This is a genomic window from Agarivorans sp. QJM3NY_30 (assembly GCF_050870855.2).
In the GTDB taxonomy this organism is placed as follows: Bacteria; Pseudomonadota; Gammaproteobacteria; order Enterobacterales; family Celerinatantimonadaceae; genus Agarivorans.
Genome location: NZ_CP194038.2, coordinates 2,772,626 through 2,799,052, shown reverse-complemented (window position 1 = coordinate 2,799,052; position 26,427 = coordinate 2,772,626). Strand labels below are relative to the sequence as shown.

Genomic DNA, 26,427 nt, shown 5'->3' with positions numbered 1-26,427 from the left:
TTGCTTAATTCAGCTAAGCCAAATTATTAAATACGATTTGCTGATTTTCTATTTGAATGCACTGGGGCAAGTTCGCGTGCTCTCCAATTTGTTCATGCAGCATATAAGTGCCTGCAATAGAAATTAGTTCAGCTTGTAAATTTTGACAGAATATTTTGCTATCTTTTCGACCACTGGCGCCAGCGATGGCTCTTCCACGGAGAGCGCCATAAATATGAATGTTGCCATCGGCAATTACTTCTGCGCCATTACCCACTGAGCCAATAATAACTAAATCTGTGTTTTGTGCGTAAATTTGTTGCCCTGAGCGGATTTGACCTCGGACGACTTTACAAGGGGGCGTTGGAGCTTGGGTGACGATTTCAGCAGCTGGTTCCTGCTTCGGCTCTGGTTTCGCCGCAACTTGCTGTCCACCGCTAGTCATCACAGCTAAACCTGCGGCTCGAGCTGCAATTTTTTGCTCGTTATTACTACAGCCAGTGACGCCAACTAAGACAAAATCTTGAGTTTCAACAACTTCTTTCAACTGTAAGAAGTCAAAATTTGTTTCGACTTCACTCACATTGACAACGATAGGCGCACAATTAAAAAACTGAGGGGCCTGTGCGACCTTCTCCATCAGCTTATTATTTAACGACTCTAAATCATTTTTTCCGAGGTAAACAACAGAAAGGGTGAAGTTTGTCCCTTTAAATTCTATTTCCTGTCCGGACATGAACAGCAGATTCCTTTTTACATTTGTATTGTAGCGATGACGCCACACTAAATATTCTGATATAGTCAGGGTTTTAGCATAACCCGATCAACCCCTAGGATACTAACATTTTCATGTTCTGTGCAGTCTATAAAAGTCTCAAAAAACAGCAAACTTATCTTTATATTGAGAAGAAGGACGATTTTTCTAAAGTTCCCGATTCATTGATGGCTTTAATGGGGGCTAAAGAGTTAGTCATGTTGGTTCCCAAACGACCCACTAAGGACTTTTCCTGCGTGAGTATTGAGTCGCTAGAGCTGGCTTTTAAAGAACCGGGTTACTATTTACAACTTCCCCCGCCTCCTGAGAATTATCTTAAGCAGCACTTAGCTGCACAAGCCAAGGCCAAGTTATCCAAGAAGGAAAGTGAGTGAAAAAATTTTTAGCAAGTTTGTTATTCTCCGTGGCCTTTTCTGCTCAGGCTGACCCTGGCTTCGACGCTTATGTTGAACAATTGAAAATAGATGCGGCTGAAAGGGGGATCTCTCAAGCAACCATTGAGGCGGCGTTTGATGGCGTTAAGTTTTACCCGCGTGCAGTGAAGGCCGATAAGCAACAACCCGAGTTTAAGTTAACCTTAGACACTTATTTGCCTAGAGCAATACCGAGTTGGAAGGTACAACAAGCGAGAGCCCTCTACAAAAAGCATTACCCTTTGCTCAAACAGTTGGAAAAAAAGTATGCGGTTCAGCCGCGCTTTATAGTGGCTTTGTGGGGGGTAGAGTCTAATTTTGGTAAGTTTACTGGTAACTATAATGTGGTTTCGGCTTTAGCCACTATGTCCTATGAAGGTCGCCGTGAAGCTTTCTTTAAAAAAGAATTGATGCATGCTTTGGACATTTTGCAGCAAGGGCACATCAGCGCTGCGAAGATGAAAGGTTCTTGGGCAGGAGCAATGGGCCAGGTGCAATTTATGCCGAGTTCATTTGTGCACTATGCGCAAGACTTCGATGGCGATGGTCATAAGGATATTTGGAATAATACTGCCGATGCCTTAGCTTCCGCAGCAAATTATTTAGCTCAAAGTGGTTGGCATCATGATTTAACTTGGGGACGTCAGGTACAGTTACCGAAAGGCTTTGATTCTAAATATAGTGGCCTCGCGACCAAAAAGAGTTTGAGTGAATGGCAGGCTTTAGGGGTACGCCGTTATGATGGCGCCGATCTACCGATACGAGACATCCAAGCGTCAATTGTTCAGCCAGATGATGCCCACGGCCGAGCTTATTTGGCTTACGCTAATTATGAAGTACTGATGAAGTGGAATCGCTCACACTATTTCGTGGCGGCTGTCGGTACTTTAGCCGATCGTATTTCTTATCCTCCGGTGTTTTAATATGTATCAACATATAGATGAACAAGGACGAGTTTTGCCCCTGGCGGCGAATAAAGCCGTTTGTGTCGGGCAAAACTACTTGGCTCACATGCGAGAAATGGGTGGCCAGCCGGTGAAACAAGCGCTGTTTTTTATTAAGCCAAATAGTGCCTTTGTCAACTTAACCGAGCACTTAGTCATTGCTGGCCTAAGTGGTGCTGTGCACTATGAGCTAGAGCTGGCATTGTTAATTAGTAAACCATTAAAGAATGCTAAACCAGAGCAGCTTGATGCCGCGGTTTGGGGTTATGCTGCAGCGTTAGATCTAACCTTGCGTGACCAGCAGGCCGAGTTGAAAAAGCAAGGGCATCCGTGGGAGCGGGCAAAAGCGTTTGATGGCAGTTGTGTACTTAGCTACTTTAAGCCAATAAATGGTTTAAATGAGTTAGCAGACGTGGCTTTGAGCTTTGAGCAGAATGGTCAGGTTAAGCAGCAAGGTTCAACCGGACAAATGATCCGTGACATGTCTAGTTTACTTTGCGAAGCCTCTAGTTGTTTTACCTTACAACCAGGTGACGTTTTGTTAACCGGCACGCCTGCTGGTGTTGGGCCATTAAATCAGGCTGATAATTTAGTGATAAAGGTGGCGGGAATTTCTGCCACAACAGAGGTTGTTTTAAGTGAGTGATGTTCGGTTTTGGGAAACAAAAACGTTGGCGCAGATGTCTGCCCAAGAGTGGGAGTCTTTGTGTGATGGCTGTGGTAAATGTTGTTTATCTAAATTAATTGATGAAGACACCGATGAGTTATATTTTACTAATATTGCTTGTGTCTTATTAAATAGTAAAAGTTGCCAATGTAGCGATTATCAGCATCGTTTTGCCAAGGTTCCTGATTGTGTGAAAATCACTCTCGATGATATCGAGGTGTTTCACTGGTTGCCCCCTAGCTGCGCTTACAAACGTTTGATCGAAGGTAAGAGTTTGCCTGCTTGGCATCCTCTTCTTCATGCAGGTAAGCATTCTGAAATGCATAAACGCGGTGCTTCGGTACGTGGCAAGGTGGTATGTGAGACCCAATTAAACGGCCCTTCACAAAACTATATTGTTCGTTGGCCAATTGACGAATGTGAATAATGATTGGTTTTTATTGTGAAAAAAGCCGATTGCTTAAGTTATCGGCTTTTTTGAATTGAACTAATAGTGACATCGTTTGGAGCCCGTCTATGCGGGTTTAGTTGGTTTTCTGATGGTTATTTTTTCCGCCATTGTAGGACAAAAAACACAATACCCAAGGCGAGGAAACCAGCAAAGATAGCAATTAGCCACTGGGGCATCGACCAGCCTAAAAACATCCAAGCGATCTCATCACAGTATCCGGTTGGATTAAACATCCAAGGGAACCACTGATCTAATTTAAACCAATCAGGAAAATTGGCAAAAAAGTCACAGGTGGCAAATGGACTCGGATTCATTTGGTAATCAGTGTGAGTGAGTGCCAATTGTAAGCCCCAAGCGGCACTGGCGATCCAAAGTGCAAATCCGGTCAGGCGGAACAATAAATAATTGGGAGCGATACAGGTAAATAAGCCTGCTAGAGTTAAACCAAGCATTGCTACTCGCTCATAAACACACATTACGCAGGGATCTAACTTCATAACGTGTTGAAAATAGAGGGCGCAAAACTCTAGTGATAAGCCGCCAACAAAAAGCAATAACCAAGGCCCGCGTTGATAGGGCATTTGGTTTAGAAAGCTGAACATAAACAATTAGCTCCAGTTACAAAAAGGCGACGCAAGCATCGCCGTTTTTCAGTTTAATGTCCAGTAGTAACAGCCGATACCGCGCTTGCAACATGATGGCTAATCCAGCCTAGTTCATAGAAATATTGAGTCATGGGAACAAGTGCAAACTCAACCGATAACAAACCGATGCCAGCTAAAACAATCGTGTAGGGCAGGGCCATCCATACCATACGCCCATAAGACAAACGCAGTAAAGGCGCTAACGACGAGGTGAGTAAGAATAAAAAGGCAGCCTGACCGTTCGGGGTCGCAACAGAAGGGAGATTGGTGCCGGTATTAATGGCGACCGCTAACATATCAAATTGGTCGCGAGTTATTTCACCCGCTAGCCAAGCAGATTTTACTTCGTTGATATAAACGGTGCCTACAAATACGTTGTCACTGACCATCGACAACAAGCCATTTGCAATGTAGAACGCAACCAGTTGTCCCTCATTCTCAATGGAAAGCACCCAATGAATGATGGGTTTAAATAGATCTAAGTCGATGATGACAGCAACAATCGAAAAGAATACCGCGAGTAATGCAGTAAAGGGGAGGGCTTCTTCAAAGGCCTTACCCAATTGATGTTCTTCAATGATACCGCTGAATGCAGTGGCGAGAATAATTACCGACAAACCGATTAAACCAACGGCGGCCAAATGTAGCGCTAAACCAAGGATTAACCATACGGCAATCACAGCTTGAATGATTAATTTAGCTCGATCACGGTTATTGCGTCGCTCGTCTTCATATTGATCATAGTCTTCAAGGATGTGTCGTACGTTGTCTGGCAAAGTATGGCCGTAACCAAATTTGTGGGTTTTTTCTAATAAAAAGCAGGTTAGTAAGCCAAAGGCCAATACAGGCATCGAAACCGGGGCCATACGTAAGAAAAACTCGAGGAATTGCCAGCTGGATTGATCGGCAATAATCAAGTTTTGTGGTTCACCAACCATGGTGCATACGCCACCAAGAGCGGTCCCAACACCGGCATGCATCATTAAGCTACGTAAGAATGCGCGAAACCCTTCTAAGTCATCACCACTTAGATCATCGCTGGTGTGGTCGTGATTTTGGTTAAAATCTTTTCCAGAGGCAACTTTGTGATAAATGCTGTAAAAGCCAATCGCTACGCTAATTACTACGGCTATCACCGTGAGCGCATCTAAAAAGGCGGAAAGAAACGCACCTGCAATACAGAAGGCTAACGACAAAATGGCTTTATCTTTAATCTTTATGAGTAGCTTGGTAAACACGAATAGCAATAATTGCTTCATGAAGAAAATGCCTGCGACCATAAATATAAGTAGCAGAACCACTTCAAAATTCCCCACTAGCTCATGCTTCACTGTTTCTGCTGAAGTCATTCCAATGGCAACCGCTTCGATTGCGAGTAAACCACCCGGTTGCAGTGGGTAGCATTTTAAGGCCATGGCTAAGGTGAAAATGAATTCTGTGACTAACAGCCAACCAGCGATAAAGGGATTTATATAGAAGACGATGGGATTGATAATAAGAAATAAAACGATGGCTTTTTTGTACCATATAGGAGCATTACCAAGAAAGTTCTTAGCAAATGCTTCTGAAAGACTAATGTTCATCCTGAATTCTCTTTGTTGATCAAACGGCAGGTGGGATTCTAGTGAAGAAACCCGTAGGGATTGTATGTGAATTACTCAATTTTTGGTAGGTATTAGTCAACTAAACCTTGAATTTATTGAATAATTTAGTAATAAAATAGCTTGACTCTAGGCAAAGAGGTTGGAGCTCAAACCACTTGCTTTTGCTTTGGTTAATGGTTTGTTATTATCAGCATAATAAAATGAAAATAGACTGAGTAATTGATGGTAATTAAAGCAAAAAGTCCAGCGGGATTCGCTGAACAATATATTATTGAATCTATCTGGAATAACCGTTTTGCGCCCGGCACAATCTTGCCTGCTGAAAGAGAATTATCAGAGCTAATTGGCGTTACCCGTACCACCTTGCGGGAAGTATTACAACGTTTGGCCCGAGATGGTTGGTTAACGATTCAGCATGGTAAACCAACTAAGGTTAATAATTTTTGGGAGACAGCCGGATTAAGTATACTCGAAACATTAGCGCGTTTAGATCATGAAGGGGTTCCTGAGCTCTTTGAACAACTGTTGTCCGCTCGAACCAATATTAGCGTTATTTTTATCCGCGGTGCGCTGAAGAATAATCCTCAAAAAAGTAAACAGTTGATCGAGCAGTACCAGACTTTAGCCCAAAGCGGCGAAGCTTATGCTGAATTTGATTATCAAGTGTTACATGGTTTGGCCTTTGCTTCCGGAAATCCTCTGTATGCGCTGATCCTTAACGGTTTTAGAGGGATGTATCAGAGTGTTGGAAAATACTACTTTGATGATCCAGAATCACGAGCTTTAGTGGACACATTTTATCAAGACTTAATTGGCTTGGCTGAATCAGGGGAGCATGATAAGGCCTTGCAGGTCGTTCGTAATTACGGGCTTGCGAGTAGCGAAGTTTGGAAACGGCTACGTGATGGTATGCCGAGCAATATCATGGAAGTTGATTAGCGTTAGTATGCTTGGGATAAAATTAGGCTCCGCAATGCGGTCGGAGCCTAGCTTGACCCTGTAAATAATTCTGTGTAACTGCTTTGGGTTACAAGTAATCAGTAAGTCGGTCTTCAAACATAATCATAAAGCGATTGAGAGCCTGTCGCCAGTTTCTTATTGGCATCGACCAGCGTTTCGATGCATCCATAATTGCAAGATAGACAACTTTCCTCGCTGATTCATCCGTGGGGAATAGCTTACGCTTCTTTGTCGCTTTGCGTATCACACTGTTCAAGGACTCTATCGCATTCGTCGTGTAAATGGCTTTACGAATGTCCTGAGGGTAGCTGAACAATGTATTTAAATTATCCCAATGCGCTGTCCAAGAGCGGCTTATCTGTGGGTATTTATCATCCCACTGGTCACCAAATTGTTCGAGGGCCAGAAGCGCTTCTTCCTCGGTATTCGACTGGTAAATACCTTTGAGATCTGCCGTTACAGCCTTGTAGTCTTTCCAAGGGACATACTTCATTGAATTGCGCACCATGTGGACGATACAGAGCTGTATTTGGGTTTTTGGGAATACGGCATTAATAGCATCTGGAAAGCCCTTCAAGCCATCAACACAAGCGATAAGAATGTCGTTGATACCTCGAGTCTGGAGTTCAGTGAGAACGCTGAGCCAGAACTTCGCACCTTCCGTTTCAGATATCCACATCCCTAAAAGTTCTTTCTGACCTTCGATATTTACGCCCAGAGCCAAGTAAATCGCCTTATTGACGAGCTGTTTGTTTTGGCGGATTTTCACCACGATGCAATCAAGGTAGACGATGGGATAGACTGCATCCAGTGGCCGTGATTGCCATTCAACAACCTGCTCTAGAACTGAGTCGGTAACTTTAGATATGAGGCTTGCAGAGACATCAGCATCGTACATTTCTTTGAACGTAGCGACGATTTCACGAGTTGTCATGCCTTTGGCGTAAAGGCTTAATATCTTGTCATCCATCGATTGAAATCGAGTTTGATGCTTACGAACAAGCTTCGGTTCAAACGAGGCATCTCGGTCTCGAGGTACATCCAGTTCAATCTCACCATCGTCGGTGATCAAGGTCTTGGATGAATAACCATTACGACTATTCTTATCGGGCTTTTCAGCGTGTTTCTGATAACCGAGGTGGTCATCAAGCTCAGCATTTAACGCTGTCTCAACAGTCACCTTGGTTAACATTTTACGAAAGTCATCTAGATCTGAAGGGGTCTTGATTGACTTAGCGGCTTCACGAGCAAATGCTTCGAGAACTTTCTTATCCATGTTGCTTATCCTTAGCCTGTTCAGGCCTAATTATAAGCAATTACACAATTTAATTTACAGGCTCCCTAGCTTCTTAAGCTATTTTTCTTTCTAAATAGTCGATAATGTCATTCGATTCATATAGCCATTTAACTTGTTCTCCTTGTGCAATGCGTAAACAAGGCACTTTTCTTGAGCCACCTTGGCTGACCAGCTCTTCCAAGTATTCAGGTTGTGCTTTAATGTCTCGTAAATCGATATAAATACCATTTCGTTTCATGGCTCTTCTCACTTTGACACAAAAAGGGCAAGCCGGCAGTTGATATAGCTGTAAACCCTTTAGTTTTTGGTCGATAAGGGCCTGCGTTGCAGCATCGCGTTCTACCGATTTTGGTGAAAAAATCGCATTTAATAACAAGATCACCCGCCCTAATAGCCAACGAATCGCTTTCATTTAATTACTCTCTATAACAATTTGCGGCAGAGTGTAACATAAAATGGATTGGCTTGAATGCTTGCTACTGATAGAAAATGGTGAGTAATCCCAAACTCAAAAATAGTAGCGAAGTGAGGCGGTGAATTAGTTTCAATGGTAATTTTTCTACACCAAGCTTACCGATTAATACCACCGGAATATTGGCAATGCACATACCAATAGTGGTCCCTAGGATCACTAAGCTTAATGAATCGTATTTGGCGGCCAAAATCACGGTCGCTACTTGAGTCTTATCACCAATTTCTGCGATGAAAAATAATACGAGTGAGGCGAGGAAAGGGCCATACTTGAGCAAAACACTCTCTTGATCTTCGATTTTGTCAGGGATCAGCACCCATAAAGCCATCGCAATAAATGATAGCCCGACAAGCCAGCGTAACACTTCAGGCTGTAACCATTGTTGGAGGGCTGAACCCAACCAAGCTGCGAGCGCATGATTAAACACCGTTGCAATGATAATTCCGGCGATAATCGGCAAAGGTTTACGAAATTTGCAGGCTAACAGTAGGGCTAAAAGTTGGGTTTTATCACCAATTTCAGCGATTGCGACCGCGGTGATGGAGGTGAACAGGGCTTCCATTTAATTCTCGTTAAGAGGTGGGTAAATAAACCAATGCACAACAGTAGCGCCCACCTCTTAGAATGTGCTGTTGTGCAGTTGGTCTTGCCAGGCCATTAATGGCTGCATTTACCATAGTGATTTTGCACTAAGTATGTTGATAAATGCCTTATTGCTAAACAGCTATAAGCGGCTACTCCCCAAAAGTTCCGAGAATATAGCGAAATAGACGTTGGTATACAAGGCCTTAACCGCCAATTCGCTTGGTTTTATAGTTTCGTTGCTTTAACCAAGCTTCTAACTTGTCACGTTGATCACCTTGGATTTCAATGATGTAGTCCTTTACGCTACCACCAACCCCACAATGTTTCTTCATGTCTTTACAAAGTGCTTTTAATGCCGATTGCTCGAGACCAAAGTCGCTTAGACAAGTCACGCCTTTGCCTTTACGGCCTTTCGTTTCGCGTCGTAGTTTTATAAAACCATCGCTTGGAGGGATCTGTTCGACTTCAGTCTCAGGCTCAATGCGGCCTTGATCTGTAGAATAAACCAGTTGTGATAATTGATCTTTAAACGACATTTTTAGCTACCATTAGAATGAATAGCAAAATGGTAGCCTATTTCGCTAAGAGCTTTCAAAAAAATAATCTAAAAATTTCATCGTGACATAAAACAACATTTGACATGGATCAATGTTGCGAGTTACATAGTGGCGCACAATCAATTAAATGCTAATCATTGTTATTTAGAATTATTTTCGGAGCAACTATGTCATTGGATGAAATTGTAACTGGCCAGCAAGCTCTGATATTGAGTTTGCAAAGCTTAAACAGGATTAACCGAAAAAAATTTATGTCTTTGGGAATCATGCCTAACACCATATTAACGGTTGTTCGTCGAGCACCCTTAGGTGACCCCATTCAGGTGACTGCACCAGGGATTAATTTGGCTTTAAGTGCTCAGCAAGCAAAATCGATAGAGGTACAATCATTATGAGTGGGCATCTAATCGCAACGGTCGGTAATCCAAATAGTGGTAAGAGTACTTTGTTTAATGCTTTAACCGGCAGCAAACAAAGGGTCGGGAATTTCAGTGGTATTACCGTCGACAAAAAGTCTGGTTTTATATCACAAGACGGCTGGCAAGCTGAAGTCGTTGATTTACCAGGGGTCTACAACATCGACCCGCAACTCGATAATAGCTCGCTAGATGAAAAAATTGCTTGTGAATATTTACAAACTGAAGCGCTTGATTTAGTTATTAATGTCGTCGATGCAAGTGCCGTAGAACGTAGTTTGTACTTGAGTATTCAATTAAAAGAACTGGGTTTACCAGTGGTATTAGTGCTGAATAAAATGGACACCGCAAAAGCGAAACTTTTAAAGATTAAAGTGCAGCAGTTTAGCGAGCGTTTTCAGGTTCCGTTAGTTTGTTTAGCCGCAACCAATAACAAACAAGTCGCAAAATTTAAGCAAGAGCTACCAGCTCTAATGCGTGAAGCTCAGCAAACTGAGGCTTTACAGTTGGTTTATTCTGAAGAGCTTGAACAATTTGTGAGTGATTGGCAAGGTAAGTTGGGCCTTTCCCGTGGTCAAGCAATTCGGCTGTTAGAACAAGATCCCTTGCAGCTTGAGCCGCTTGACGCTGAGCAGCAACAGCAAGTACAACTGGCTATCGCAAGCTTAGCCGATGTTGATATCGATTTGGCCTTGGCTGGTAGCCGCTATAACCTTATTTATGAGTTAACTCAGTCATCAATTACCAAGAAAGGGGAGTTGAGACGAGATTATTCGATGTATATTGATCGGGTGTTGCTTAATCGCTGGATCGGTATTCCTGCGTTTTTAGTGGTGATGTATTGCATGTTTATGTTTGCCATCAACGGCGGTGCAGTCTTCATCGATTTCTTTGATATTACCGCTGGGACTATTTTTGTTGACGGGGTGAGTGAATTACTTGCGAGTCTGGGAGCTCCGCAGTGGCTTACCGTGGTGCTAGCAAATGGTGTTGGTGTGGGGATCCAAACGGTCGCTACATTTATTCCGGTGATTGCCTGTTTGTACTTATTCTTAGCCTTATTGGAAAGTTCCGGTTATCTGGCTCGCGCTGCATTTGTGGTGGATCGCGCTATGCAAACCATAGGCTTACCAGGCAAGGCGTTTGTGCCGATGTTGATGGGTTTTGGTTGTACTGTTCCGGCAATCATGGCTACTCGTGTTTTAGAGAAGCATCGTGAACGGGTATTAACTTCAGCAATGAGTCCTTTCATGTCTTGCGGTGCTCGCTTACCGGTTTATGCCTTATTTGTGGCAGCTTTCTTTCCAGAGCAAGGTCAGAATATGGTGTTTGCACTGTATATGGTAGGGATCCTTGCCGCAATTGCGACGGGTCTATTGCTCAAGCATACCTTATTGCCAGGCAGCGCCCAAGAATCTGTTCTTGAGCTACCCGATTATCAGTTGCCAACCGCTTTTGGTGTGATGTTATTGACTTGGCAAAAAGTCAGAGGTTTTATTGTTGGTGCAGGTAAAACGATTGTGTTGGTGGTCGCGATATTAAGTGTGCTTAACCATATTGGTACTGGCGGTGAGTTAGATGCTGAAGGCAAAGAAAACTCGTTATTAAGTCGTGCTAGTCAGTTTGTGACACCTGTTTTTACCCCCATGGGGATTGAAAAAGACAACTGGCCAGCAACCGTTGGTATTGTGACGGGTTTATTCGCTAAGGAAGCCGTTATTGGTAGTCTCAATAGCCTATATTCTCAAGAAGGTGAAGCGGAAGAAGAGTGGACTTACTTAGGTCGTTTTCAGGATGCCGGACAAACTATTATCGATAATTTTAATGGTTTGAACTATAGCGACCCTCTGGGGATTGCTATCGATCAGGCGGACGATTTAGCTGGTGCCGCTGAAATGAATGGGGTGAACTTGACCACCATGTCGCAGTTAGAAAAGAACTTTACCGCGGAGTCTGCCGTCGCCTTCATGTTGTTTATTTTATTGTACATGCCCTGTGCTGCGGCGATGGGCGCTTTAGTGAAGGAGCTTGGGTCAAAATGGGCTCGCTTGATAGCGGTATGGTCCACCTTGTTGGCTTATAGCATTTCGACTATTTACTACCAGTTGGCTACATGGCAACAAGCACCGATATCTGCCAGCATATTATTGTTAGCAATGGTGATGATGTTAGCACTCTGGGTGGTATTTTTAAAACGTCAGAAGGTTGAGCATTTTGATATTACACAAGCTTAAAGAGTACATTCAGCAAAATCCTGGCTTAATGTTAAGTCAGTTGGCGAAACATTTCTCACTGAGTGAAGATGCAACGTTGGCGATGTTGCAACCCTGGGTTAAACGACATCGCATAAAATTGGTAAAACTGGCGGCGTGTTCAAGGGGCTGTGGTTGTGGTGCCAATGAAGCGCAGTGGCAATTGTATTGGCAGAGTGAGCAACAGATAGGCATTACTTGCTAGTTTGAGGGGGGCTGCACGTTTGCAGAGCTCATTTTAGAGTAAGCATCACTACGCATCAAAAGGATTGTGCTTGCACAATCCTTTTGTTTTCCGGTTTCGATTATTTTGTCTGTTGCTGTGATGCTAGATATAACGCAACAAAATCGCTTATCGCCATTGCTTCACCAAACATTTGTCCTTGGCCGTACTCAACCTTTAGATCTCGTAGAGCTTCGGCTTGCATTTCATTCTCTATCCCTTCAGCCACGATTTTGAGTTTGGATTGACGCGCAATATCTACAATATGCGGAATGAGGCTAGAACGCACCGTTCCATTGGCTAACTCACATACAAAGCTTTTATCTATTTTGAGGTAGTGGCAGCGAAAATGCTTCAGTTGCTTGAGGTTAGAGTATCCAGTGCCAAAGTCATCAATAGCTACTTCGAAACCTTGTTGAATAATCAGATTGATATTACGTCGTGCATTTAATCCGTCGAGTTGCAGGTCTTCGGTGATTTCAAGGGTGATATTACCTGCAAATTGTTCAAGCTCTGGTTGTTGGCGTAATTCTGCAATTCTGTTGGTTTCAACATCCAAGGGAAAGATATTAAAACTGATTTTAGTTGACGCTTGCATCGCCTGGCTTGCTTGTAGTTCTGTTAGTGCGCCTTTGATGATGTGTAGAGTAAAAGGCCAAGTCATACGTAGTTTAGGCAACAATGGAATAAATTCTTCGGGAGTAAGGCTTCCATGGGGATCGGTAAATCTGGCTAATACCTCACCACCAATGATTTGTTGTGTTTTCAAATCAACCAAGGGTTGGATTTGATAGTAAAAATAGCCTTTCTTAAGCCCCCTACGGAGTCGGGCATTCACACTAAGGTGGCGTTTTATTAGTGTTACTGCCAGCATGCTGCTGATGACGCCAACAGTGACACTCAGCAACAAGCTTAATAGTAAGAAAGTTAGTCTGTTTTTCACCAACGAAGAATTATAAAGCTTTAACGCGATACAAAATTGATAAGTGCTGTTACATTGATGAAAATAATGGTAACTGAGGGTAACTTCACTGTCGTTGTCTCTCCCCACCTGACGAAATAGCTCTGGTGTACCACTTATATGTCGGTATTGTCCTTTAAAACCACTGACCATTTCCCAGTAATTATCACCATAATCAAGGTTAGCAAAAGTTGTATTGGCAATAACGACATTGAATTGGCCCTTTTTCATGATCAAGCCAGAGTTGAGCCTATTTAAGGCAATGAGTTTTTGATTTAGCCAAACATCCAGCCCTTGTTTACTGGTGAAGTCTGGTGGAACGACAACAATAGGCTCTGTTAATGGCCCCCCAATACTAGTGCAGAGCAATTTTTCTTCTTGAAGTACTCCAATATCTTTAATGAAATTACTGAGGAAAACTATTTGCCTGATTTTTATCAGCAGGTCTTTTCCGCAATCATGGTGTTCTAAGCTATTGAGCGTCTCTAGAGTTTGCAGTGATTCGTAGATCACCGCCTGAGCCAGTCCGAGTGATTCGTTGGCGTAATATTGCTGGCTTTTGCTAATATCTTTCGAGAGTAAAAAAAGGGAAATGAACATGGCCAGCGTTCCCATGAGGATCCCACTGGCGGTGACGACAACTCGTTGCTTTATTTCTTGCACTAATTTCAATCTCTGCGGATGGTTGCGGATATTAAAACATGAAATTAGTGGTAAAACCTAAGGCTAAAAGTGTTTACTGTGTTTTTGTGAGGCGAATTACTTGATAGTGACCTGAGCGCGTTGAGTTGCGCGCTGTCAGCAATATGAGTCTGATGTGAACCAAATTATTGCTCAGCTGAGTTGGGCTTTCTCATTTATCAGCCGGATCAGCAGGCTGCCGTCGAGTAGGGCACGCTTAATTAAGGCTAGACCTCCCATCGTAGGATTGTTTTGAAAATGAGCCATTTCAATCGGCAGGTCTTTGGCAAAAGATTTCAGCGCTTGATGTTGAATACACTGGTTAATGGTCGACAGTAAAATGTCTTTGGCGATCATGATTTCGCCAGCCAATATTATCTTTTCAGGATGAAACAGGTTGATGGTCAAAGCAATACTATTACCCAGCATTTTACCCACTCTTCGTAGTACTTGATGGCATAACATATCGCCTTGATTGGCGGCTAAGCAGATATCTTCTATGCCAAAATTGTTTTCTAAGATCGACGGACAGCCTTGGTCGATTAAGGTTTTGACTCGCTGAACGATGGCCGTATTTGAGACGATGGTTTCTAAACAACCAACGTTGCCGCATTGGCACTTATCACCAAGGGGATCCATTTGAATATGGCCGATTTCCCCAACGTCACGATGTTGGCTCATAAAAACCTTTCCATCGACAATAATGCCTGCGCTGGTACCACTATGAGCGCTGATCAGGATTGAATCGAGACAATCGCGGGTAGCTCCAAAATAGTGTTCAGCGAGCGCCATGGCCCGGGTATCGTTGCCGATGTAGGCTGGTAGTTTAAAGCGCTGCTCAATTAAGTTTGCGAGTGGACATTCACGCAACTGGTAATGTGGTGTGTAAACCACAATACCTTCGCCAGGATTGACCAAGCCCGACAACGTAACCGCGATAGCAATTAATTGCTGGTTTGGATTAAGCCGTTGTTCAATAAATTGTTCTATATTACCTAATAACCGAGCAACCAGAGGGGTTTGCTCCACTTCACTTAAATACAATTTGCTATGCGCATGTTGAATGCCACTTAAATCAAACAACGATATATCCATTTCACCGCGGCCTAAGCGCACTGAAATAAAGTAGTAATGACTTTGCTCGGTCATGAGCGAAATAGCTCTGCGCCCCCCGGTAGAAGCTTGTTGTGCCACTTCTTTAATCAGGCCGGTTGTGAGAAGTTGGCGAGTGATTTTGGTGACGCTCGCGGGGGCTAATTGACTTTGTTCGGCAACTTTGACTCGGGAGATTGGACCTTGTTGGTCGATCATTCGATATACCGCGGCCATGTTGATCCGTTTTACTTGGTCTACATTTACGATTTGTTTGTCATTCATACCATTCATTGCTTAAAACTGAGTCAGTTTGCCATCGCTAACCGTTAAAGTTAGCTTGAAGTCTTTATTAAAGGCGCTTAGGTTTGCACTGTAACCAGCTTTAATTCGTCCTAACATATCATCTATTGAAAGTGCTGATGCTGGGTAGAGAGAGGCCATTCTTAAAGATTCAGTGAGAGATAAGCCAACCGTTTGTACGCAGTTTTCTATCGCTTCTATCATCGTTAAAGCTGAGCCGCCGAGTGTACCATCATCACCTATACAAACGCCATTCTGTACTTGGATCTCTCGGCCAACAAAATCGAAGTGGCTAATGTTCGCGCCTGCTGCTGCGGTCGCATCCGTGACTAAATATAACTTATGCTCGAGTAGGCGCTTCGCGAGGCGAATGTTGGCTGCGGCAACGTGGTGGCCATCCACAATAATACCTGCATAAAGTTGGTGGTCGAATACTGCGCCTACGACGCCGGGCTCTCGACCGGTGATTGAACTCATGGCGTTAAATAAATGTGTGGCGAAGCTTGCGCCGGCCTTGATTGCGTCGCTGGCTTGCTGGTAACTTGCGTTCGTATGACCAAGTGAAACGAGTATGCCGGCTTCGGTTAATGCTTGAACATCATGGGCGGTTACATGCTCAGGGGCCAAGGTGATCTTTTTAATCGCGTCATGATTGTCTAATAAAAACTGCAGGCGTTGTTGATTAAGTTGACGAATATGTTGTTCACTATGGATCCCTTTTTTGATTTTACTTAAATAGGGGCCTTCTAAATGTAGGCCTAAGTTACCTGAACCATGATTCTGTTGATTGCTACGAGAGACTGCTATGGCTTGTTCCATCTCTTGATCGTCGGTGGTAATTAAAGTCGGTAGAAAATGAGTGGTTCCACTTTTTAAATTGGTGCGATGCATCAGTTCCAGATTTGTGTTGGAAAAGTCACCGTTTAGCATCACCCCGCCACAACCGTTGAGTTGCAAATCGATAAAGCCGGGGCACAGCGTGGCTCCATTTAAATTGATTTGGTTTATCTGAGGTGAAACGTCTTGCTCGGGGCATACGGCCGCAATACGCTCTTTATCGATGATAACCGCGTAGTTATTTAGCAATTCGTTGCCGTCAAAAACTGAGGCATTAGTAAGGGCATACATCATTCGACTTATCCTAAATATTTTTTATGTTATTTGCTTCAAGTTCATGGAAGTAACGCACGGTTTTTACTTTTAGCTCCATGGTGGAGGGTTGGTCGCAGACAATCATCGATCGAGGATGTAATTGTAAAGCAGAAATCGTCCATAGATGATTAACGCTACCTTCTACAGCAGCCTGCAGGGCTTGTGCCTTATTATGTCCGGTCACCAATATTAAAATTTCTTCCGCATCGAGTAAGGTACCGACCCCAACGGTGAGTGCAAGTTTAGGCACTTCATCAAGATGATTGAAGAAACGAGAGTTTGCGATTCGGGTATCTTCAGTCAGGGTTTTAATTCTGGTCCGAGAGGCAAGAGAGGAAGCTGGTTCATTAAAGGCAATATGTCCATCCACACCAACACCACCCATAAACAAATTGATTTTGCCGTAGTGTTTGATCTTTTGTTCGTAACGTTCACATTCTATTTGCAGATCGGGTGCATTACCGTCCAGCAGATTAATATTTTCTGGCTTAATATCAATGTGTTCAAAGAAGTTATTGTGCATAAAGCTACGGTAGCTTTCAGGATGTTCGGCAGGGATCCCCACATACTCGTCCATGTTAAAGGTCACCACGTGCTCAAAGCTAACTTGGTTTTGGCGATGCAGCTCGATTAAGTGCTGATAAGTATATAACGGTGTACCACCAGTTGGACAACCCAGAACAAAGGGCCTCTCTTGGCTAGGATTATAAGACTTAATTTTCTCTGCGATATAAAGAGCAGACCAGCGCCCAACCTGCTCTTTGTTTAGTAATGGTATTAATCTCATTGTTTCTCTCCGATATTTTTAACTTAGCTTAGCAGTTTTATTCTCGCTGAAAAATAAGTTTTATAAAAACTGTGAGAGAATTTGGATTACCGTCTAATTATGCGGGTGTAGATCACGTTTTAGAAGCGCTTTGTTTGTTGCTGTACTTTTATTTATTTACACTGCGAAATAAGTTCTTGGCGAATATAGAAACAAATGATAAGTTGTTTTTCTTCGCAAAGGAGATTTGGCGGAATCGCCAGTTTAACGAAGTTTGCTTAATTACAGCTATGAAGAGGGATGCTATGTTTAGCTATTTACAAAAGATTGGTCGGGCGCTGATGGTGCCTGTTGCAGTATTACCTGCTGCTGCCATATTAATGGGTATTGGTTACTGGATTGACCCCAATGGATGGGGTGGAAACAACGCATTAGCGGCGTTTTTAATTAAATCTGGTGCGGCAATTATCGATAATATGTCGGTATTATTTGCGATTGGTGTCGCCTATGGTATGTCACGCGATAAAGACGGCGCAGCCGCCCTTGCTGGTTTTGTGGGGTACATGGTCATCACCACTTTGTTGTCGCCAGGTGCTGTAGAGCAGATTGGGCTCGTGACCTTAAACGAGTCAAGTACTTTAGCTTTTTCCAAAATTAACAACCAATTCGTCGGTATTATTAGCGGTATTATTGCTGCCGAGTTATACAATCGTTTTTATCAAGTGGAGTTACATAAGGCTTTATCTTTCTTTAGTGGTAAGCGATTAGTTCCGATCCTGACTTCTATCGCAGGTATTGTGGCAGCCTTCGTCCTTATGTATCTATGGCCGTTAATTTTTGGTGGCTTGGTGAGCTTTGGTGAAAGCATCACTGGTTTGGGTTCGGTAGGTGCAGGTATCTATGGTTTCTTTAACCGCCTATTGATCCCCGTGGGTCTGCACCATGCTCTGAATGCGGTGTTCTGGTTTGATATGGCAGGCATTAATGATCTTGGGAAATTCCTCAGCGTATCGCCAGATGCGATCCCTGGAGAAACCGGTCGTTATATGGCTGGTTTCTTCCCAATCATGATGTTTGGTCTGCCCGGTGCTGCATTGGCGATTTACCACACGGCGAAACCCGAGAATAAGCAGAAAGTTGCATCATTAATGATCGCTGCTGCTACGGCCTCATTCTTTACGGGTGTCACCGAACCTTTAGAGTTTGCCTTTATGTTTGTGGCTCCTGCACTGTATGTTGTGCATGCGCTGTTAACTGGCCTTTCGGTGTTTATTGCTTCATCAATGCATTGGATGGCTGGATTTGGCTTTAGTGCTGGTTTAGTCGATATGGTGTTATCGTCACGTAATCCCTTGGCGACTGGCTGGTACATGCTGATCGTACAAGGTTTGGCGTTCTTTGCAATCTACTACTTTATCTTCAAAACGATGATTGTGAAGATGGATCTGAATACTCCCGGACGTGAAGACGCATCAGAAGGTGAAGCGAGTGTTAGTGTTGGAGGCTCACATCGTGATACCGCAGGTCTAGTGCTTCGTATGTTAGGAGGACAAGAGAACTTGGTTCTTGTTGACAACTGCGCGACTCGACTTCGTTTAGAGGTGAAAGACAGTTCTAAGGTACAAGCTTCAGAATTGAAGAAACATGTCCCTGGGGTGATTATTCCAAGTAAAACTGCGGTACAGGTAGTGATTGGACCTCATGTTGAGTTTGTTGCTAACGAACTTAAGATTTTAGCCGCTAAATAACGCGTTGTTTTGTTGGTGTTAGATAAGCCCTCTCTATGTAGAGGGCTTTTTTTTGTTTAGAGAGCTTATTGAGTTGCAGCTAGTGGTGTTTGATAAGCTTTGGTTCCCCATAATGGCACTGTAGACAGGCTGTGCTTGAAACTTCCCTCGGTCTCTTTAGTGGTGTACGACAAATAAAGAAGCGTTTGATTTTCTGCATCGTAGATCCGTCTAACTTTCATCGTTTTAAAGAAAATACTTTTAGACTGTTTAAACACAACCTCACCTGATTTACTTTTGTCGATAGTTGCGATCATCTCGGGGGTGATTTCGCCGGTCTGACGACAGGAGATAGAGCTATCACTTGGATCAGACAAGCTTAAATTGGCTTCAATTGATGCAATATGACAAGTTACACCAGAAATTTTATCGTCATCCATATTCGATATTTTGATGTCCTTGGTGGTGAGTAAACCTAAGGAGACATCGCCAACTTCGTTGTTATCACAGCCGAATAATAGGCATCCAGTGACGAATATAATAAGAGAGTTTTTCATTTTCTGTATGACTTCCTATGGATGAATTTTGAGCTGAATCCCAGCCTAATGACAGGCTTAACTTTATTAGAGGCTCGCGGCTCTTTAATTTAGCTTATATCATCTATTCAACGCTACTGTTTGCTTAAGCTTATGGCAATCAATAATTGTGTTTGGTCGAGGGTTAAAAGAAACAACTGCTTATCCTTAAACTTATCGATATTTTCGTGAATGGAGTTAATCGGTGCCCCTGGGACTTGCCTCGATTTGATTCAACACTCTAAATTATGTCTGTTCTTTAGTTTAGTTCACTGCCAAAAACTAGAATCTAGATTATCTATTGGCTTTGTTGTTAATTATTAGATTTTAATTTTATTAAAACAAATTTGACTGCGCCAGTTTAGTACAGCGTAACTCTATTTTGGTGCAAATACTCTAAACCAGCGTTTCAATCATGTTCCCTCAGGCCTTTCAGTAGGCCTGTTGAGTGGATTTTATTACAATGGCATAGCTTATGCTGTTGGCTTATTAGGATTATAAATTAGTGGATGGATTTTATGAGTCAGCATCAGTTGAAAAAAACTTTGGGGCCAATCATGCTTTGGGGTTTGGGCGTCGGATATGTTATCTCCGGTATGTATTTTGGGTGGAATTTAGGTCTCGCCGAAGGCGGTACTCTGGGCCTTGGCATTGCCACCTTGTTTATTATTACCATGTATGTGTGTTTTACTTTTTGTTATACCGAAATGGCTTGTGCCATTCCCAAGGCGGGTGGCGCATTTGATTACGCTGATCGCGCCTTAGGCAAACGTTGGGGATTTTTAGCAGGTATGGCGCAAAATATTGAGTTTGTATTTGCACCACCAGCGATTGCTTTTGCGATTGCCGCCTATCTTAATCACTTTATTCCCGGCGATCATACCCTCACCATTGCAATCATTACTTATATGATATTTACCCTCGTGAATATTATTGGGGTGCGGTTTGCGGCAACCTTTGAATTGGTGATTACCGTGATTGCGGTTGGCGAACTCCTATTATTCTGCGGTTTAACATTACCTCATGTAGAGTTATCTAATTTGAGCTTGAATGCGTTACCTAATGGCGCTTCGGGCATATTGGCTGCGATACCCTTTGCAATTTGGTTCTTTTTAGCCATTGAAGGTGTTGCGAATGTCGCCGAAGAAACGGTAAATCCACAGCGTAACATTGCCATCGGTTTTGGTGCCGCGCTTGCCACTTTAGTTGCACTATGTTTGTTAGTTTTTATCTCTTCAGTTGGGGTGAGTGGTTGGGAAACCGCGGTTTATTCAGCTGGAAGCACTGAGGCTCAAGATACACCGCTAGTATTGGTATTGTCGTCGGTATTGGGTGACGGTTCTCCTTTTGTTCATCTGTTAGTTGGCATCGGTATTTTTGGTCTAGTGGCTTCGTTCCACGGCATTTTATTAGCTGGTGGACGGGCTACTTTTGAATTTGGTCGAGTGGGTTATTTTCCAAAAGCCTTTAAATATATTCATCCAAAACTGAAAACGCCGGTAGTCGCGCTCGTTGCGAATAGCTTGGTCGGGATTTTAGCGCTGCTCACGGGTAAAACTGGCGAAATTATTACCATGGCTTGTTTTGGCGCAATTGTGCTGTATGCCTTGTCGATGGTGTCGTTTATTCAACTGCGTAAGCAAGAGCCAGAATTGGAACGCCCTTATCGGGTGAAAGGTGGGGTCGTGCCAGCCTATATTGCCTTAGTCATCGCGGTGGTAGCGTTAATAGCTATGACTGTTTATAACTTAAGCATTGCCGCTATTTTCTTTGCTATCATGCTGGGTTCATATGCTTTGTTTATCGCCTTTGGTCGAAAATCTTCCGCTTTGAGCGCAGACCCCGCTTAATCGCGACCGTTTAACGATTAAGATGTCTAATCAAGCGCCTGTGATGGGCGCTGTTTTTTTTAGGACAAATGATGGCTGAATTTGTAATGAACGCTGGTGGAGAGCGCTTTTGCTTTGCCGACCTAAAAGACCTAATGGCAAAAGCTTCGCCATTACGCAGTGGTGATCAGTTAGCCGGGCTTGCAGCTGTTACCGACCAGCAGCGGGTGGCTGCGCAGATGGCTTTAGCCGAACTGCCGCTAAAACACTTCTTAAATGAAGCACTCATCCCCTACGAGCAAGATGAAGTGACTCGGTTAATCATCGATGGTCATGATGCGCAAGCATTTATCAGTATCGCGCATATGACGGTGGGAGATCTCCGTAATTATTTATTGAGTGAAACGGTCACATCGCTTGAACTGCAGGCTCTGGCTCCCGGTTTTACGCCAGAGATGCTGGCTGCGGTGAGTAAGTTAATGCGCATTCAAGATCTTATCTTAGTGGCGAGTAAGTGTGAGGTAGTGACCGCTTTTCGCAATACTTTAGGGCTTAAAGGCAGAATGTCGACTCGGCTTCAGCCAAATCATCCGACTGACGACCCAGCTGGTGTCGCGGCCAGTATTTTAGATGGATTGCTGTATGCCAATGGAGATGCGGTGATTGGGATTAACCCTGCAACTGATAATTTGCAGGCAGTGATGACACTGATGAAGATGTTGGATGATGTTATTGAGCACTACCAAATTCCGACTCAAAGTTGTGTTTTAACCCACGTAACCACGCATTTAGAGGCTATTTCTCGCGGGGCTCCTGTTGATTTAGTATTTCAATCGATAGCGGGTACCGAGCAAGCAAATCAGGGCTTTGGCATTAATTTAGCTTTATTAGATGAAGCCTATAGTGCGGCCTTGTCGTTGAAGCGTGGCGTGAAAGGCCAAAATGTGATGTATTTTGAGACCGGTCAGGGCAGTGCATTAAGCTCAAATGGTCATCACGGGGTCGACCAACAAACTTGTGAGGTGAGGGCTTATGCCGTCGCGCGTCGTTATCAGCCGTTACTGGTGAATACGGTGGTTGGTTTTATTGGACCGGAATATCTTTATAACGGGAAACAAATTATTCGGGCCGGCTTAGAAGACCATTTTTGTGGCAAGCTGATGGGTTTGCCGATGGGCTGTGATATTTGTTATACCAATCACGCCGATGCCGATCAAGATGATATGGATATGCTGTTGGTACAGTTGGTGAGTGCCGGAGTGAACTTTATTATGGGGATCCCGGGATCTGACGATATTATGTTGAATTATCAAACTACCTCTTTTCATGATGCGCTTTTTGCTCGGCAGATTTCGGGTAAAAAGCCCGCGCCAGAATTTGAAGCGTGGTTGCAACAGCAAGGGATTATGGATCGCAATGGGCGCTTGAGTGTGAAACAACAATTGCCGAAGTCTTTTAACTCAATTAGCAAGGAGTTAGGCGCATGAGTGACCACAATATGCAGCCGATGGCGGGCCTCGGGTATGCGGTAACCGCGGATGGTGATCCGCTAGTAAACCAAAATCCTTGGCAATCGCTGAAAAGTTATACCGATGCAAGGATTGCGCTAGGGCGTGCTGGAACCAGTTTGCCAACCCAAGCGCATTTGCAGTTTCAGTTGGCTCATGCTGCCGCACGCGATGCGGTATTAATGCCCTTGGACTATCGGGCCTTAGCAAATCAACTTGAGCACTTTGAGCTCGGTGTGTTTCACTTAAAATCGCAAGCAGATTCCCGATCTTGTTATTTACAACGCCCTGATTTAGGTCGTTTGCTTGATGAAACATCACGTCAGCACTTAGTTGACCATCAACATGGCTACGATATTGTATTGGTGGTTACGGAGGGTTTGTCTTCAAAAGCTATTATCGAAAATGTTCAGAAGATGTTAACTGAGTTACTCCCTAAAATTACCGGTTTAGGTCTGTCTGTTGCTCCTATCGCGCTGGTTGAGCAGGGGCGAGTCGGGGTAGGTGATGATGTTGCTCAGTCATTGGGTGCAAAAATGGTGGCGATATTGGTGGGCGAGCGACCCGGTTTAAGTTCTCCAGACAGTTTGGGAATTTATTTCACCTATCAAGCCTATCGTGGCATTGAAGAATCGAAACGCAACTGTCTGTCGAATATTCGCGATGCAGGGATGTCGGTCAAAGATGCCTCACATCGCTTGGAATATTTGATTAGCCAAGCCAATCAACGGGGTTACTCTGGGGTTGCTCTGAAAGATGAAACTCAATTGAGTCACGCGACTGTCGGTAGAAACTTTCTCTTACCAAAAGCTGATTGATAAAACTTGTAGCCAGCACCTTTGCTCGCTCATTGTGCTGGTTTAACCCGCACCCTAGTGGTTGGTGACTGCGGTGCGGTGTTTCTGCCTCTTTCATGCGATGTTTAAGTATAGCCGCTACAAATTCACTTATTTATCTTTACTTTGTGATTGGCGTTATCAAATAGCGGGGATAAACCGTTTGCTTCGGACTTTTTTCATGCGATGTTGAAGTATAGCCGCTACAAATTCACTTATTTATCTTTACTTTGTGATTGGCGTTATCAAATAGCGGGGATAAACCGTTTGCTTCGGACTTTTTTGCTGTGATTGCTTGAAATAATTTTTGTCATCCCCATATCGTCTATCAACTGACGTAGTATGTTTTAAAGCAAGGAAATATAACGATGACTGATGCAGCACATGCAGAAACTCATGGCTTTCAAACTGAAGTAAAACAATTACTTCAATTGATGATCCACTCCCTCTATTCAAACAAAGAGATTTTTCTCCGCGAATTAGTGTCTAACGCCGCCGATGCCGCAGATAAACTGCGCTTCAAAGCACTAGAAAATAACGCACTTTACGAAAATGACGGCGAGCTATGCGTTCGTGTTAGCTTTGATCAAGATGCCAAGACAATTACTTTGTCAGATAATGGTATCGGTATGACTCGAGATGAAGTGATAGAACATCTTGGTACTATTGCTAAATCAGGCACTAAAGAGTTCTTCGGTCAGTTGAGTGGCGATAGCGCTAAAGATTCTCAACTAATTGGTCAGTTTGGTGTTGGTTTTTATTCTGCTTTCATTGTGGCAGATAAAGTGACCGTTGAAACCCGTGCTGCAGGTGCTGATATAGACAGCGGCGTGCGCTGGGAAAGCGGCGGAGAAGGTGATTACACCGTTGCTAATATCACCAAACAAAACCGTGGTACCGACATTATTTTGCATCTACGTGAAGACGAACAAGAGTTTCTAGATAGTTGGAAAGTTCGCTCTATTATTACCAAATACTCGGACCATATTTCTATTCCAGTACAAATGTGGAAGGACGAGCAACCAGAAAGTGATGGACCTGATGGCGAGAAAATCGCGGCGGTTCCTGGTGTGTGGGAAGCAATTAACAAAGCAACTGCACTTTGGACCCGTTCTAAAAACGATATTTCAGCAGAAGAGTACAACGAGTTTTACAAGCACATCTCTCATGACTTTAGCGACCCACTTAGCTGGGCTCATAATAAAGTTGAAGGAAAGCAGGATTACACCAGCTTGCTGTATATTCCAAGCAAAGCACCGTTCGATATGTGGAATCGCGAGCGTCAACACGGTTTGAAACTATATGTTCAACGGGTCTTCATTATGGATGATGCCGATGAATTTATGCCGAGTTACCTGCGCTTTGTGAAGGGGGTTCTTGATTCTAACGATTTACCATTGAACGTTTCGCGTGAAATTCTTCAGGATACTAAGACAACGGCTAACTTACGTAGCGCATGTACTAAACGCGTACTCACCATGCTTGAGCGTATGGCGAAAAACGATGCCGAGAAATACCAAAGTTTCTGGGCGGAATTTGGTCAAGTATTGAAAGAAGGTCCAGCGGAAGACTTTGCTAATAAAGAACAAATTGCTAAGTTATTACGCTTTGCTTCTACCCACGCTGATAGCGCAACGCAAGATGTTTCCTTTGCTCAATACATTGAGCGAATGAAGGAAGGGCAAGATAAGATCTATTACGTCACTGCCGATAGTTACGCTGCAGCAGCGAATAGTCCGCACCTCGAAATCTTTAAACGTAAAGGTATTGAAGTCTTATTGATGCATGATCGTGTGGATGAGTGGTTGATTAGTCATTTATCTGAAGCTGAGGGTAAAGCGCTGGTCTCTGTGACAAAAGGCGACCTTGATCTTGGTGACCTCGATGATGAAGAAACCAAGAAGCAGAAAGAGCAAGATGAGACTGAATACGCCAGCTTCGTGACTCGAGTGAAAGAAAACCTTGGCGACAAGGTGAAAGATGTTCGTTTGACTTACCGTTTAACCGATACACCTTCTTGTATTGTGGTTGACGACGACGATATGAGCACTCAAATGCAAAAACTGATGCAAGCTGTTGGGCAAGATGTACCCGAGCAAAAATACATTTTTGAATTAAACCCTCAGCACAGCTTAGTGAAACGTGTTGCCGATGAACAAGATGAACAGAAGTTTGTCGAGTGGGTGAACTTGTTGTTGGATCAAGCAACTTTAGCCGAACGTGGCAGTTTAGATAATCCATCAGAGTTCATTAAACGTGTGAACCAACTGTTGAGCTAGTTGATAGCAGGATAAAAACGCTCGCTAAATGGCGAGCGTTTTTGTTTTTAAGGCTTTAAGAACATATAAATATTCGCTTGTTCAAAGTGAGTTCACTCACTGTAATAACAAAGAGCTAGGATGAGTATCGCCTGTTATCATCTCTCTTTGTAGGTTGCCAATCGGCTTGCTGGTCTATGCAATGGTCGCCAAGCATTGATCGTGATTATGGTTTTGAACGTATTTGATATTCATTTAACTTTGTTGATGGCACACCGTGAAAAATTTATCTGTGTTCAAGAAACACAAACCAGGGTTAATCGGGAATGGTCGGTAACCCATTATAATCTGTTAGTGTGAATGATCATTTGCTTTAGAGCGAGTCATTGAGATACTAAAATACGGATCACTTCGCTACCATCTAGTGATACTGTAGAGCTGTTAAATGTTGTTGTCTTGTTGAGACGGATTAGGTGCTGAATTAGTTGCCTGCTTCGTCG

At 43.4% G+C, this 26,427-nt stretch carries 25 protein-coding genes and 1 riboswitch; of the genes, 13 read left to right on the top strand and 12 right to left on the bottom strand.

All coding sequences use genetic code 11. The features are described from left to right. Positions 1-13 precede the first annotated feature (13 nt). On the bottom strand, positions 14-715 hold the full coding sequence (gene minC / locus ACRRSX_RS12755) for a septum site-determining protein MinC (protein ID WP_432452812.1): 702 nt from the start codon (positions 713-715) through the stop codon (positions 14-16). Between the two features lie 113 nt (positions 716-828). On the opposite strand from minC, the gene ACRRSX_RS12750 reads away from it, so the two are divergent. From ACRRSX_RS12750 to ACRRSX_RS12735, 4 genes are read left to right on the top strand one after another with little or no spacing between them, the layout of a single operon-like run. Next, positions 829-1,128, top strand: coding sequence for a YcgL domain-containing protein (locus ACRRSX_RS12750; protein WP_432452814.1), 300 nt, complete (start codon positions 829-831; stop codon positions 1,126-1,128). Next, complete coding sequence (locus tag ACRRSX_RS12745) at positions 1,125-2,090, top strand: lytic murein transglycosylase (protein WP_432452815.1); 966 nt, start codon at positions 1,125-1,127, stop codon at positions 2,088-2,090. The genes ACRRSX_RS12750 and ACRRSX_RS12745 overlap by 4 nt, the downstream gene beginning before the upstream one ends. Position 2,091: 1 nt before the next feature. Beyond that, on the top strand, positions 2,092-2,757 hold the full coding sequence (locus tag ACRRSX_RS12740) for a fumarylacetoacetate hydrolase family protein (protein ID WP_432452816.1): 666 nt from the start codon (positions 2,092-2,094) through the stop codon (positions 2,755-2,757). A gap of 34 nt (positions 2,758-2,791) precedes the next feature. Next, positions 2,792-3,205, top strand: coding sequence for a YcgN family cysteine cluster protein (locus ACRRSX_RS12735; RefSeq protein ID WP_432469379.1), 414 nt, complete (start codon positions 2,792-2,794; stop codon positions 3,203-3,205). A gap of 116 nt (positions 3,206-3,321) precedes the next feature. On the opposite strand, the gene dsbB is transcribed toward ACRRSX_RS12735, so the two are convergent. Then, positions 3,322-3,831: a disulfide bond formation protein DsbB gene (dsbB, locus tag ACRRSX_RS12730; protein ID WP_432452818.1), complete on the bottom strand. Its 510-nt coding sequence runs from the start codon at positions 3,829-3,831 to the stop codon at positions 3,322-3,324. Positions 3,832-3,884: 53 nt separating this feature from the next. Continuing rightward, on the bottom strand, positions 3,885-5,456 hold the full coding sequence (gene nhaB, locus ACRRSX_RS12725) for a sodium/proton antiporter NhaB (protein ID WP_432452819.1): 1,572 nt from the start codon (positions 5,454-5,456) through the stop codon (positions 3,885-3,887). Between the two features lie 243 nt (positions 5,457-5,699). Here nhaB and fadR point away from each other — a divergent pair, with 243 nt between their 5' ends. After that, positions 5,700-6,416: a fatty acid metabolism transcriptional regulator FadR gene (gene fadR, locus ACRRSX_RS12720; RefSeq protein WP_432452820.1), complete on the top strand. Its 717-nt coding sequence runs from the start codon at positions 5,700-5,702 to the stop codon at positions 6,414-6,416. Between the two features lie 88 nt (positions 6,417-6,504). On the opposite strand, the gene ACRRSX_RS12715 is transcribed toward fadR, so the two are convergent. From ACRRSX_RS12715 to ACRRSX_RS12700, 4 genes are all read right to left on the bottom strand, one after another. Further along, positions 6,505-7,713 (bottom strand): IS256 family transposase, encoded by a 1,209-nt coding sequence (locus ACRRSX_RS12715; protein ID WP_432452821.1) that lies wholly within the window; start codon positions 7,711-7,713, stop codon positions 6,505-6,507. A gap of 73 nt (positions 7,714-7,786) precedes the next feature. After that, positions 7,787-8,146: a glutaredoxin family protein gene (locus tag ACRRSX_RS12710; RefSeq protein ID WP_432452822.1), complete on the bottom strand. Its 360-nt coding sequence runs from the start codon at positions 8,144-8,146 to the stop codon at positions 7,787-7,789. 64 nt (positions 8,147-8,210) lie between these two features. Beyond that, positions 8,211-8,768, bottom strand: coding sequence for a TMEM165/GDT1 family protein (locus ACRRSX_RS12705; protein WP_432452823.1), 558 nt, complete (start codon positions 8,766-8,768; stop codon positions 8,211-8,213). Between the two features lie 14 nt (positions 8,769-8,782). Continuing rightward, a riboswitch (yybP-ykoY riboswitch) is annotated at positions 8,783-8,951 on the bottom strand. A 43-nt stretch (positions 8,952-8,994) separates the two neighbouring features. After that, positions 8,995-9,327: a translation initiation factor gene (locus tag ACRRSX_RS12700; protein ID WP_432452824.1), complete on the bottom strand. Its 333-nt coding sequence runs from the start codon at positions 9,325-9,327 to the stop codon at positions 8,995-8,997. A 188-nt stretch (positions 9,328-9,515) separates the two neighbouring features. On the opposite strand from ACRRSX_RS12700, the gene ACRRSX_RS12695 reads away from it, so the two are divergent. The 3 genes from ACRRSX_RS12695 to ACRRSX_RS12685 are packed head-to-tail and all read left to right on the top strand — an operon-like array spanning position 9,516 to position 12,221. Then, entirely contained in the window at positions 9,516-9,743 is a 228-nt protein-coding gene (locus ACRRSX_RS12695) for a FeoA family protein (protein ID WP_432452825.1), read from the top strand. Further along, positions 9,740-11,998, top strand: a complete 2,259-nt coding sequence (gene feoB, locus ACRRSX_RS12690) for a Fe(2+) transporter permease subunit FeoB (protein ID WP_432452826.1) — start codon at positions 9,740-9,742, stop codon at positions 11,996-11,998. The genes ACRRSX_RS12695 and feoB overlap by 4 nt, the downstream gene beginning before the upstream one ends. Further along, the gene (locus tag ACRRSX_RS12685) at positions 11,979-12,221 is read left to right on the top strand and encodes a FeoC-like transcriptional regulator (RefSeq protein ID WP_432452827.1); all 243 of its coding nucleotides are present in this window, start codon (positions 11,979-11,981) and stop codon (positions 12,219-12,221) included. The genes feoB and ACRRSX_RS12685 overlap by 20 nt, the downstream gene beginning before the upstream one ends. Positions 12,222-12,321: 100 nt before the next feature. Here the strand turns inward: ACRRSX_RS12685 and ACRRSX_RS12680 are convergent, their stop codons facing one another. The 4 genes from ACRRSX_RS12680 to nagB form a co-directional block, all read right to left on the bottom strand. Further along, complete coding sequence (locus ACRRSX_RS12680; RefSeq protein WP_432452828.1) at positions 12,322-13,863, bottom strand: EAL domain-containing protein; 1,542 nt, start codon at positions 13,861-13,863, stop codon at positions 12,322-12,324. 171 nt (positions 13,864-14,034) lie between these two features. Further along, positions 14,035-15,258, bottom strand: coding sequence for an ROK family protein (locus ACRRSX_RS12675; RefSeq protein ID WP_432452829.1), 1,224 nt, complete (start codon positions 15,256-15,258; stop codon positions 14,035-14,037). A 12-nt stretch (positions 15,259-15,270) separates the two neighbouring features. Further along, positions 15,271-16,407 carry an N-acetylglucosamine-6-phosphate deacetylase gene (gene nagA, locus ACRRSX_RS12670; protein WP_432452831.1) on the bottom strand — a complete coding sequence of 379 codons (1,137 nt, stop codon included), beginning with the start codon at positions 16,405-16,407 and terminating at the stop codon, positions 15,271-15,273. 10 nt (positions 16,408-16,417) lie between these two features. Next, positions 16,418-17,215, bottom strand: coding sequence for a glucosamine-6-phosphate deaminase (gene nagB / locus ACRRSX_RS12665; RefSeq protein ID WP_432452833.1), 798 nt, complete (start codon positions 17,213-17,215; stop codon positions 16,418-16,420). Between the two features lie 284 nt (positions 17,216-17,499). Here nagB and nagE point away from each other — a divergent pair, with 284 nt between their 5' ends. After that, positions 17,500-18,942 (top strand): N-acetylglucosamine-specific PTS transporter subunit IIBC, encoded by a 1,443-nt coding sequence (nagE, locus tag ACRRSX_RS12660; protein WP_432452834.1) that lies wholly within the window; start codon positions 17,500-17,502, stop codon positions 18,940-18,942. A 65-nt stretch (positions 18,943-19,007) separates the two neighbouring features. On the opposite strand, the gene ACRRSX_RS12655 is transcribed toward nagE, so the two are convergent. Beyond that, positions 19,008-19,478: a CreA family protein gene (locus ACRRSX_RS12655; protein WP_432452835.1), complete on the bottom strand. Its 471-nt coding sequence runs from the start codon at positions 19,476-19,478 to the stop codon at positions 19,008-19,010. A 536-nt stretch (positions 19,479-20,014) separates the two neighbouring features. Between ACRRSX_RS12655 and eat the strand changes: the two genes are divergently transcribed. The 4 genes from eat (at position 20,015) to htpG (ending at position 25,948) form a co-directional block, all read left to right on the top strand. Further along, positions 20,015-21,346, top strand: a complete 1,332-nt coding sequence (gene eat, locus ACRRSX_RS12650) for an ethanolamine permease (RefSeq protein WP_432452836.1) — start codon at positions 20,015-20,017, stop codon at positions 21,344-21,346. 71 nt (positions 21,347-21,417) lie between these two features. Further along, the gene (locus tag ACRRSX_RS12645; RefSeq protein WP_432463342.1) at positions 21,418-22,812 is read left to right on the top strand and encodes an ethanolamine ammonia-lyase subunit EutB; all 1,395 of its coding nucleotides are present in this window, start codon (positions 21,418-21,420) and stop codon (positions 22,810-22,812) included. After that, on the top strand, positions 22,809-23,651 hold the full coding sequence (gene eutC, locus ACRRSX_RS12640) for an ethanolamine ammonia-lyase subunit EutC (protein ID WP_432452838.1): 843 nt from the start codon (positions 22,809-22,811) through the stop codon (positions 23,649-23,651). The genes ACRRSX_RS12645 and eutC overlap by 4 nt, the downstream gene beginning before the upstream one ends. A gap of 386 nt (positions 23,652-24,037) precedes the next feature. After that, complete coding sequence (gene htpG / locus ACRRSX_RS12635; RefSeq protein ID WP_432452839.1) at positions 24,038-25,948, top strand: molecular chaperone HtpG; 1,911 nt, start codon at positions 24,038-24,040, stop codon at positions 25,946-25,948. The last annotated feature ends 479 nt before the right edge of the window (positions 25,949-26,427 follow it).